The organism is uncultured Paenibacillus sp., from assembly GCF_963515335.1.
In the GTDB taxonomy this organism is placed as follows: Bacteria; Bacillota; Bacilli; order Paenibacillales; family Paenibacillaceae; genus Paenibacillus_I.
In genome coordinates this window covers 44289-54282 of record NZ_CAUPYC010000021.1, presented here as the reverse complement: position 1 = coordinate 54282, position 9994 = coordinate 44289, and the positions used below count along the sequence as shown (strand labels likewise).

General features: G+C 54.4%; 11 protein-coding genes and 1 pseudogene. All 12 read right to left on the bottom strand.

Going from position 1 to position 9994, the window contains the following annotated elements; translation table 11 throughout:
- On the bottom strand, nt 1–421 hold a 421-nt coding region (locus tag RWM61_RS09280), incomplete at its 3' end, for a hypothetical protein (RefSeq protein WP_313999829.1).
- A 23-nt stretch (nt 422–444) separates the two neighbouring features.
- Nucleotides 445–1197 (bottom strand): DUF707 domain-containing protein, encoded by a 753-nt coding sequence (locus RWM61_RS09275; protein WP_313999827.1) that lies wholly within the window; start codon nt 1195–1197, stop codon nt 445–447.
- Nucleotides 1190–2314, bottom strand: a complete 1125-nt coding sequence (gene glf / locus RWM61_RS09270; RefSeq protein ID WP_313999825.1) for a UDP-galactopyranose mutase — start codon at nt 2312–2314, stop codon at nt 1190–1192. The genes RWM61_RS09275 and glf overlap by 8 nt, the downstream gene beginning before the upstream one ends.
- A gap of 25 nt (nt 2315–2339) precedes the next feature.
- Nucleotides 2340–3210 (bottom strand): annotated as a pseudogene (galU, locus tag RWM61_RS09265) (UTP--glucose-1-phosphate uridylyltransferase GalU).
- A gap of 108 nt (nt 3211–3318) precedes the next feature.
- Nucleotides 3319–4728 (bottom strand): UDP-glucose/GDP-mannose dehydrogenase family protein, encoded by a 1410-nt coding sequence (locus RWM61_RS09260; RefSeq protein ID WP_313999823.1) that lies wholly within the window; start codon nt 4726–4728, stop codon nt 3319–3321.
- A 164-nt stretch (nt 4729–4892) separates the two neighbouring features.
- Complete coding sequence (locus RWM61_RS09255; protein ID WP_313999821.1) at nt 4893–5066, bottom strand: hypothetical protein; 174 nt, start codon at nt 5064–5066, stop codon at nt 4893–4895.
- Between the two features lie 32 nt (nt 5067–5098).
- Nucleotides 5099–5344, bottom strand: coding sequence for a hypothetical protein (locus tag RWM61_RS09250; protein ID WP_313999819.1), 246 nt, complete (start codon nt 5342–5344; stop codon nt 5099–5101).
- Nucleotides 5345–5511: 167 nt separating this feature from the next.
- A complete protein-coding gene (locus RWM61_RS09245; protein ID WP_313999817.1) occupies nt 5512–5994 on the bottom strand; it encodes a hypothetical protein in 483 nt (160 codons plus the stop codon).
- A 208-nt stretch (nt 5995–6202) separates the two neighbouring features.
- Nucleotides 6203–7135: a manganese-dependent inorganic pyrophosphatase gene (locus tag RWM61_RS09240; RefSeq protein WP_313999815.1), complete on the bottom strand. Its 933-nt coding sequence runs from the start codon at nt 7133–7135 to the stop codon at nt 6203–6205.
- Nucleotides 7136–7195: 60 nt separating this feature from the next.
- Nucleotides 7196–8068 carry a methyltransferase domain-containing protein gene (locus RWM61_RS09235; protein WP_313999813.1) on the bottom strand — a complete coding sequence of 291 codons (873 nt, stop codon included), beginning with the start codon at nt 8066–8068 and terminating at the stop codon, nt 7196–7198.
- Nucleotides 8031–8810 carry an alpha/beta hydrolase gene (locus RWM61_RS09230; protein ID WP_313999811.1) on the bottom strand — a complete coding sequence of 260 codons (780 nt, stop codon included), beginning with the start codon at nt 8808–8810 and terminating at the stop codon, nt 8031–8033. The genes RWM61_RS09235 and RWM61_RS09230 overlap by 38 nt, the downstream gene beginning before the upstream one ends.
- The gene (gene bioF, locus RWM61_RS09225) at nt 8807–9985 is read right to left on the bottom strand and encodes an 8-amino-7-oxononanoate synthase (protein WP_313999809.1); all 1179 of its coding nucleotides are present in this window, start codon (nt 9983–9985) and stop codon (nt 8807–8809) included. The genes RWM61_RS09230 and bioF overlap by 4 nt, the downstream gene beginning before the upstream one ends.
- Between the last annotated feature and the right edge of the window lie 9 nt (nt 9986–9994).

Here is a 9994-nt window from a genome sequence, read left to right as displayed (position 1 = left end):
GGGTATACCGGAGAATGTATTCGGGATGCTGAACGGTCTCACGCCGGGAACAGTCGGAATCGGCCGAGAGGGCGGGCTGCGCCAGCCACAACGCTTGATCGGTGAAAATATGGAACATGCGGTTAATGTTAAACGCGTCTGTTTGAAGGCTTTCGTCCGGACACCATATCGCTTCATATTGAAACAGATCGTCGCCCAACCGCTTGACGATTTGCTTGATTGCGCTCCATTTCGAGCCTTCGTCTTTCAAATCGTAATCGCAACCGCCGCCATAACGGCCGGGATGGTCTCCATAATAGCACAGGCACAAATCGAAGTTGCGGAACTCTTTCGGCTCCAGCCATGAGGCGTGGAGAGAGTTATCCCCTACCCGGGCTATGATTAAATATTTTCTGCGACCGGTATGCGCCGGCAAACTCATTGCTCTCCCTCCTTCTCCGAGGATTATGATAGACAGAACTTGATGCCGGAAATGGCTTTAATGCCGTTCGGGTATTGGGACTGGAAAGAGATTTGATGCTGCTCGAGAACGCTCTTGAACTGTTCTTTTCTGGACGGGTCGGCACTTTCGGCGCTTTGATTTTGGACCAGGTTGCCTTTGCCGACGGGGCGGGTATGCCGAACCGGTGTCGCATCGATCATCGCGATCTTATTGTCGGGATAATTTAATAGTTTGGGCCATACAAAATCGATTCCCCAGCCCGAATAATTGGCATCGAAGCTCGGACAACAGATCTGCAGGGCCGCGGGAGAAAACAGGGGTGCCATGATTTCTACAAAATGTGTGTACCGAACGATATGGTCCGGGCTCTGAATCGTGATATTCCATGATTTGAAAGAGTCCTTCGTCAAGGCAGGCTGCGCCAGCCACAATTTCAGCTGGTCAAAAATATGGAACATAAGATTGATGTTGTACGCATCCGTGCTGATATCATCCGCAGGAAACCAGACCGCGTCATATCGAAACACACGTTCTTCAATGTTTGCAATCAGCTCGTGGATTTTCTGCCACTTCGTTCCTTTGCATGCCGTATAGAATTCGCATTCCTCGGCGTAACGCCCGGGTGAATTTCCATAGTAGCTCAAAAATAAGTCGAAATTACGGTCCTCCGCCGGATGAATCCATTGATGATGAAGAGAGCGGTCTCCCACCCGCGCCACAACCAAGTACCGGTTCCTCAAGCCGTCGTCAGTCATAGGCGCCGATTCCCTCCTTTACGGTTGCATGCGGTATCGTCGTCTCGAACAAGGTCAGCGCCTGCCCCACAACCTGATCCATGTTGTAATAACGGTAACTGCCCAGCCGCCCGGTAAACCATACGCCGGAAAGCTTCTCGGCTTCGGCCTTGTACTTGGCGTACAATTGCGCACTGTCCTTGCTGGGTATCGGATAGTAGGGAGAACCGTCGGAAGAAGGATACTCATAGACGATTGTCGTTTTCCTGTGGACTTGACCCGTCAAATGCTTGAATTCGGTAATGCGGGTAAAATCGAAGGTGTTGGGATAATTGACGGTTCCCGTTTCCTGAACATATTCCCGGTCGATCGTATCGAAAACAAATCGGAGTGACCGGTAAGGCAGCTTTCCGAATTTATAGCCGAAATACGCATCGATCCGCCCCGTATAAATGAGAAACTGGTGTGGGACCAATTGCTTGACGGACTGAAAGTCCGCCTGAAGCATAAGGTGAATGTTCGGGTGAAGGACCATCTTTTTGAACATTTCCGTGTAGCCGTTTTTCGGCATCGCCTGATACCGGTCCATAAAGTAACGGCCATCGCGGTTTGTTCTTACGGGAATGCGGCCGCAGACGCCCGGATCCAACTCGGAAGGCCATAGGTCCCACTGCTTTTTGGTGTAATGTTTGAAAAATGTTTCGTACAGCTCACGGCCGACTTTGCTGATAACGGCTTCTTCGGAGTTGCTGACGGTTTCGACGGGGACACGCACCGATTCGAGGAAAGCTTCCGCCTCACGGGATGACATGCGCATGCCGTACAGCTTATTTAAAGTATCGAGATTAATCGGTATGGGCACGTTGCACCCGTCGACATTTGCCAGCACGCGGTGCTCATAGTGACGCCATTCCGTGAACCGGGAGAGGTAGTCAAACACTTTTTTACTGTTGGTATGAAAAATATGAGGTCCGTACGCATGTACCAGAATGCCGTGTTCATTGTAATAATCAAAAGCATTTCCGCCTATGTGGTTCCGCGAATCGATCAAGAGGACCCTTTTGTTTAACCGGCTTGCGATCCGCTCGGCCAGAACACAGCCGGAGAAGCCGGCACCGACGATGAGAAAATCGTACATTCGGCTTACCCCTCCCGCCGGAATGTCAGTCGTCCGTCATAACACTGCGCAAATATTCAATCACGAGATGCTTCAAATCTTCCCTCTGCGAAGCCAGGGTCAGCATGGACTTCACATATCCCCAATGATCCCCGACGTCGTGCCAAATTCCGGCGATCTCGATGGCATAAACCGCTTCGAACTCATTCAGTTTGGAAATAGCGTCGGTCAACTGAATTTCCTTCCCAACCCCCTCTTCCTGGTGCTCCAAAAAGTCAAAAATACTGGGAGTCAGAATATATCGTCCGATCATCGCAAGATTGGAGGGGGCGTCCTCATGGTTCGGTTTCTCCACCAGACGGTTAATGCTGTAGAAACCGTCGTGCAGCTGGTTGCCATCCACGATGCCATAGCTGGAAATCGATTCGGGCCATACCCGGTGCACGCCGAGAACCGACGTTTTGTACCGGTCATACTGATCCATCATTTGTTTCAGACAGGGGGTTTCCGCTTGAACGAAACGTATCGCCCAGCAGGACGGCAAACGGTTCGTTATTGATAAACTTTCTTGCGCACCAAACGGCGTGCCCAAGTCCTTTCGGTTCTTTCTGGCGGATATAATGGATGTCGATCATCCGCGCGGGCTCCCGAACTTTGCGGTACAGTTCGTCCTTCCCTTTTTGCAGAAGGTGCTGCTCCAACTCGTAGGCTATGTCAAAATGATCTTCAATGGCCCGTTTGCCTTTGCCCGTAACGATGATGATTTCTTCTATTCCCGACTGGACCGCTTCTTCCACAATGAACTGGATAGTCGGCTTATCGATGATGGGCAGCATTTCTTTGGGCATCGCTTTTGTGGCTGGCAGAAATCGGGTACCTAGCCCGGCTGCGGGTATGATTGCTTTACGCACCTTCAATTTATGGCCACCTTCCATTCCTGTTTTCCAGCACATGTCTCTTAAAATTGTATGGCTTGTGATACGCGCCGGACACGGACGAACATCATGTATGGACGAAATTGGCGCCTACCCATGTTCTTTGAGGCCGGGTTTCGGCACATTCTCGAGTTTAAATTGAGGTGATGACGCGTTTCTGCCGATGCAAAAATACTGAATGCCTGCCTCTTTCATCATAATGGGATCATATACATTCCGTCCGTCCAGCACGATGGGCTGCCTTAATATGCTATTGATGCGGGACAGGTCCGCCGCCCGGTAGTTTGGCCATTCTGTAAGCAGCAGCAGGGCGTCCGCGTCATGCAGAGCTTCATAGGGTTCAGGCTTATACCGTATGCCTTCCTCACCCAGCTCCCGCTTTGCATTGTCCATGGCCATCGGGTCGTGAACCTGTAAGATTGCACCCTGATTCCGCAGCTGACGGATCGTGTCCAGAGCGGGCGATTCGCGAATATCGTCGGTATCCGGTTTAAAGGCCAGCCCCCAAACCGCCAGCCGCACGCCCTTGAGCGAATTGCCGAATAGTCGGTTCACCATGCGGACCAGCGTTTTCTTTTGCTCCTGATTCACCTTCTCGATGGCGTGCAGGAGCGGCGAATCAAGTTGAAGCTCGGAAGCGGTGTGGATTAACGCTTTAACATCCTTCGGAAAGCAGGAACCGCCATATCCGACGCCGGGATACAAAAATTGTGATCCGATCCTGTTGTCGTAAACCATCCCCTTGCGCACCGATTCGATATCCGCCCCAACTGCATCGCAAATACGGGACATTTCATTCATAAAACTGATACGTGAGGCCAACATGGTATTCGATGCGTATTTCGTCATTTCGGATGAGATCACATCCATCTCCACCAGCGGATACCCTTTGTCCGTTAAAGGCCGGTACAACGCCTTTATCCACTTCGAGCAGGTGTGCGAATCGGTGCCGATCACGATACGGTTCGGCTGCATGAAATCCTTCACCGCGGATCCTTCTCTTAAAAATTCGGGATTGTTGCCTACGTCAAAGGGGATATGCCCAAGTCCTCTTTGCTTCAGCCGTTCCTGCACGATCTTTTTGACCCGATACGTCGTTCCGATCGGCACGGTGGATTTGGTTATCACGATGGAATAACCGTTTATCATATCGCCGATGTTACCGGATGCCTCCACCACGTAGTTTAAATCGGCGCTCCCGTCCGGATTTGAAGGGGTGCCGACGGCAATAAAGAAAACGGTAATTCCCGATGCTGCGGGGGAGAGTTTCGCAGTGAAGGAGAGACGGCCGCTTCGTAAATTTTCCGTCACGAGGCTTTCAAGTTTGGATTCATAAAACAGCACTTTCCCTTGACGCAGGCTTTCGACTTTCCTTTCATCCTTATCGACGCATACGACCCGATAGCCCAATTCCGCAAAACACGCGCCAACCACTAATCCGACATAGCCCGTTCCGATGACGCGAATATGCAGATCCTGTAGAGGCGTACTATCCAGCACGTGTCTCCACCAGCCTTTCCTTCATGACATTCTATTGTGGACATGAAGTATTCTATGTTACCGATCCGTTCATTGATTGGAGTAAAAGTCTATATTCCTTCATCTCTTAACTCAGCCGTGCCAGGTTTATGCTTGAACGCGAGACGCACTAAAAAAGCAGGCCGTCAGCGGCCTGCTTCTTCCTTTTCTTCGGGAACATCGTATTTGTTGATATGGGCCGTTATCGCTTCAACCGCCTCGTCGCCATTCGTCGAAGCCGGCACCGCCTTGACCTCGTCTTCCGTCTTGTCCAAAAAATTTTGCTGATCGGCGCGTATCGCATCGAGATCGTTGCTCATGGTTCGGCCTCCCTGTTGTGGTCAATCCTCGTTCAATCCCGGAACTTCTTGCTCACGTTCTCTTCCACTTCGACGGCGGCGTCGAACACGTTCTGCTTCGGCACCGAAACAAGCCGCTCCTGCCGCGCCACCGCCCTGCCGATCGATTCATACCAATTGTCGAACGACTCGTCGAGCAGCCGTTCCTGGCCGTCGTCCTCCCGAGCGTCCGAGTCGATGTCCGATTCATACCGGTCCCGCGCGTCTTCTTCCCAATCATGACGATGCCGATCCCGCATGATGCATCCCCTTGTCTCCGATTGATTTGAGTTAACCCGCATCTGTTACAGGGTTCCCGAAGAGCCGAAGCCGCATACCTATCCGGCAAGCGAAATAAGCCTATCCCGCGCATCCGGTGCCAAGACGGCAAAAAGCCGCCATCAAGGCGGCTTTTTGCTCTGTGGTGTTAGGAGATCTTCGCTTCCACGCCTTTCAGCCGGTAGCCGTAGACGATCGGGATGTTGTTCCATTCAAGCGATTGGCTCGTCACGAGAACGAAAGCCGGGTCGCGGGTCGTAGGAAGTGTCCAAGCCGTGCGATCGTCAAAAAGCGCCTTGCGGAGCTTATAGGATCCAAAAAGGGCCCTGCCCTTGCTTGCGTTCCGGGTATCGATCCGAAACATCAAGCGTACGTTGCCGGTTACACGAAACCGATCGCTGAAATCGGAAAAGTCGGCATCCGTCCAGTCCAGGGAGAGCACCTTGTCGACGGTAAAAGTCAGCTTCTCTCCCTTATCGTTGACGAGCTGGGCCTGATTCAGCCGGAGCGTGCTTTCGTTCAGACGAAATGCGGCCAACTGTATGGCCTCTCTCCTGGTACGGGCACTAACGAGATAAGAAACCGCCGCGGTAAAAGTGGCGTAAACATAGGGGTCCTGGTGCTCCATCATCGTCTGGATCGGCTCCTTTTTCTTTATATGCGATTGACGCTACATTGGATATTGTAAAGGAAGGCCGCCGAGATGTTTGTCAAATGCTGACATCAATAAATAAGAAGTTATGTCGAATATAATAAAGACAGCCGACCGGGGTCGGCTGTCTTCATGCAAGGGTCATTTCACGTATTCAAAAGCCCCGACCTCTACAGGCGAGGGAGGTTCACCGTTTGTTGAAAATATCGGTGAGCACCGGAACGATCTGCGATTTGCGGGAGACAACACCCTTCAGCACAGCTTTGTTGTCTGCCAGCGTCACGTTGTATGCCTGCTCCACGGCGCTTGCTTCGCGTCCGAGGGCGACGGCGATCGAATCGTTGTTCAAAATATCAGTGACCACGAATACGAACAGATCGAGGTTTTTCCGGTTGATGATGTTCGTCAGCGCATCCTCGAGCTCGGCTTGACGGGACAGAACGTCGTTCGTGTCGACGGCGTTCACCTGGGCGATCTCTACTTTGGCATTGCCCATGGAGAACTCTTTCGAATCCAGCGAAATGAGATCGGCGATCGTTTTGGCGCTCAGATTGGCGCCGGCTTTCAGCATATCCAGGCCGTAAGTGTCCGCATTGACGCCTGCGATGTCCGCCAATTCGCGAGCGGCGGCAACATCTTCTTCCGTGCAGGTTGGCGATTTGAACAGAAGCGAATCGGAAATGATCGCGGATAACATAAGACCGGCAACATCCTTGCGGATCTCGACACCGTTCTCCTTGTACAGCTTTTTCAGGATCGTGGCGGTGCAGCCTACAGGCTCGGCGCGGTAGTACAGCGGTCCGCTCGTCTCGAAGTTGGCGATCCGGTGATGGTCGATAACCTCTTTCACGGTAACCTGGTCGATATCGTTCGCGCTCTGCTGGCGTTCGTTATGGTCGACCAGAATGACGTTTTTCGCTTCCGCGGCCACGTTCTCGACAAGCCGGGGAGCTTCGGTCTTGAACGTGCTGAGCGCGAATTGCGTTTCTTCGCTGACGGCGCCCAAACGGACGGCTTCCGCGTTTACACCCAGGCTTTTCTTCAGCTCGGCGTAAGCGATGGCGGAGCAGATGGAGTCCGTGTCCGGATTTTTATGGCCGAAAATCAATACTTTGTCCATTCTATTTCTCCTTATTTCGTTATTTGGCGAGAAAAGTATACCGCAAATACGTGGGGACAATCAAGACGGCCCGGTAAAAGCGGACCTTGCGCGGAACAGCAGCAGGTCGTACGTCACTGCGACTCCATCTCCTTGACGGAATCGGGAATCGTACGTCCTGATCATATCGGCAAACAAGCGTCGGCGGCCGAGGCCATTGGAAGCGTTGGCCTCCGATGCCCCGGCTCCGACAGCTTTCACGGCATGAAGGAAATCGACAACCGACGGGTAGGTTTTTCTGCGCACAACTCGTTCGCATTCCATATCGATAAACCCGGCTTCCGATAGGCAGGTCTGCCAAGCATCCGCCGGCTTTAGGGTTAAGCCGTGGTGTTCGGGCTGCAGGCCGCTTAAGCGATGCGCCTCTTCAAATGATTCATGCAGCTCCCGGAACGTCTCAGGGCCGAATGTCGTGAATGCCAGCCAACCGCCGGAGCGCAGCAATCCGCCCAGGGAACGAAGCGTCTCCCGCGGCCGCCGCAGCCATTGAAAGCAGGCTCCGGAAGCGATGATATCGTACGATAAAGGCTCCGCGGACGGCGCCCATGTCTCTACGTCGGCAAGCAGGAAACGGATGCGGGGGCGCGAACGTTCCCTGTTCGGATACCGGTAAAAAGCTTGTACGCGCGCTTCGGCTTGGCGCAGCATGTCTGGCGACAGATCCAATGCCGTCAAGGAAGCGCATGGCCGACTGAGCAGTTTTTCGCTAAGGAAGCCCGTCCCGCATCCGATCTCCAGCCATTCTGAAGCGGCTTCATCGCACGGAAGTTTTACTGTATCCAGCGATTGCGCAAGCCAGTCGGCCATGTCCCGCTGGACCTCGGCATATTGGTTATAGCCGCCTTCCGCGCTGCGATTAAACTTTCGGCGAATCGACTCGCTCGAATGACGCAAGCCGCCACCTCCTTATCTCTTCGGCAACAACGCTCTCCCGGCCGAGAAAAGGCGCATGACCGCAGCCGTGCAACGTCAGCAATTCCGCCTGCGGCAACGCGTCGCTCAACTCCAAGGCTGCTTCGTAGGGACAAACGGAATCGTCCGTACCGTGCACGACGAGCGCAGGACAGGCAATGTCCGGCAAATCGGAAAGCAGGTTTGCATCCCGCAGCAGTCCCAGTCCGGCAAGCAGCGCTTCGCGCGTCCATTGTCCCGTGTTGGGAATAAGGCTCTCCAGTCCCCGCTCGCGCTCTTCTTCCGTAAATAATTTGGTGCGGAAATCGGCTTCTACCGCCTCGCGGTCCCTCGCAAGCGCATGAATCATATGCCGAAGAAAGGCATCCGGCCAGCCGAGGTTTCTTTCCGCCTTCGACCGCACGAACTTTGCCGTGGAAGCCAGCAATACCAGTCCGTCCGCCAGCCCTTCGGCCGCAAGCCGAAGCGCGGCCAAGCCGCCGAGCGACCAGCCGGCAACAATCAGCGGCTCGGAACGCGCAGCTAAGGCGGCAGCCTGGATCATGTCGAGCATAATAGCCTGCGAATCCGCACTTCCGTATTCGACGGAGTAATGGCGAAACTCGGGCAGCAAGCTCCTTAACGGTTCGAAAACCTGATCCGGCATACTCCAACCGCCAAGCCACAGCATGGCGGGAACGGATTTCCCGTTAACGGTTGACGGTTCCTTAATTGAATACGTCACGGCGCCAGCACCCCCGCTTTCATGCCGGCCTTCCGAATCATCTCTGCCGCAGCTTTCATGACCGACTCGTCATGTGAAGCGGACAACGTGAAGCGGATACGGGCCGTACCGCCGGGCACCGTCGGAGGGCGGATCGCCACCGCGGCGATCCCTTCCTCGGCCAAGGCGGCGCCGAAACGCAAAGCGGCTGCGCTGTCGCCGACGATGACCGGTACGATCGGCGAATCGCTGTAGCCGACATCGAAGCCGGCGGCGCGAAGCGAGGCGCGAAAGGTGCCCGTTGTTTCAGTGAGGCGTTCACGTCTCCAAGCTTCTTTCCGTACGAGCTCCAGCGCTGCAATCACCCCGCCGATGACCGCCGGCGGAAGCGCGGTCGAATATACAAGCGGCCTGGCTTTGTTGATCAACCAACGGATGAGTGAACGATTGCCGCACACATAACCGCCATACACACCGAACGCTTTGCTGAACGTACCCATATGAACGTCAACGTCTTCCTGCAGTCCGAGCGTTCGGCTCAGTCCTTCGCCATGACGCCCGTATACCCCGCCGCTGTGCGCTTCATCCACCATCAGCATGGCGCCGAACTCTCTTTTCAGAAGGACGAGCTCCCCCAGCATCGCCTTGTCCCCGTCCATGGAAAACACCGCGTCCGTCACGATCAGCTTGCGCCGGGCGTGGCGGTTTTTCTCAAGAAGCCATCTCAGATGCTCCGGATCGTTGTGACGGTATCGCGCGTGCTCCGCACGGCTTAATGCAATGCCGTCCACGATACTGGCATGATTCAACCGGTCGCTGAAGACGGCGTCGCCTCTGCCGGCCAGCGAGCCGATTACGCCGATATTGGCCGCATAGCCGTTGGCGAATACCAATGCCGCTTCTTTTCCCTGCCATTCCGCCAGCATCCGCTCCAGCCTCCCGTAAGCCGGCCGGTTGCCGGTCACCAAACGGGAAGCGCCCGCTCCATTCCCCTCGTCGTGTGCGGCACGGCTCATCGCCGCGGCAATGACGGGATGTCCGGTTAAGCCGAGGTAGTCGTTCGACGATAGATCGAGCAGCAGCCGTCCTTCGCGCATCGTATGCCCGGGGAGTCCGTTCGCGGGGGCGTATTCGACCAATTCGCGTTCCAGCGATACACCCGCCAGCGCGTGCAGCTCCTTTTCGATCCAATCCAAGGCCGTAAT

What these genes read in the sequence shown, in the direction of transcription:
- RWM61_RS09275 (WP_313999827.1), bottom strand. Translation starts at nt 1,197, where the DNA reads ATGACTGACGACGGCTTGAGGAACCGGTACTTGGTTGTGGCGCGGGTG.
- RWM61_RS09245 (WP_313999817.1), bottom strand. Translation starts at nt 5,994, where the DNA reads ATGATGGAGCACCAGGACCCCTATGTTTACGCCACTTTTACCGCGGCG.
- RWM61_RS09255 (WP_313999821.1), bottom strand. Translation starts at nt 5,066, where the DNA reads ATGAGCAACGATCTCGATGCGATACGCGCCGATCAGCAAAATTTTTTG.
- RWM61_RS09240 (WP_313999815.1), bottom strand. Translation starts at nt 7,135, where the DNA reads ATGGACAAAGTATTGATTTTCGGCCATAAAAATCCGGACACGGACTCC.
- RWM61_RS09250 (WP_313999819.1), bottom strand. Translation starts at nt 5,344, where the DNA reads ATGCGGGATCGGCATCGTCATGATTGGGAAGAAGACGCGCGGGACCGG.
- glf (WP_313999825.1), bottom strand. Translation starts at nt 2,314, where the DNA reads ATGTACGATTTTCTCATCGTCGGTGCCGGCTTCTCCGGCTGTGTTCTG.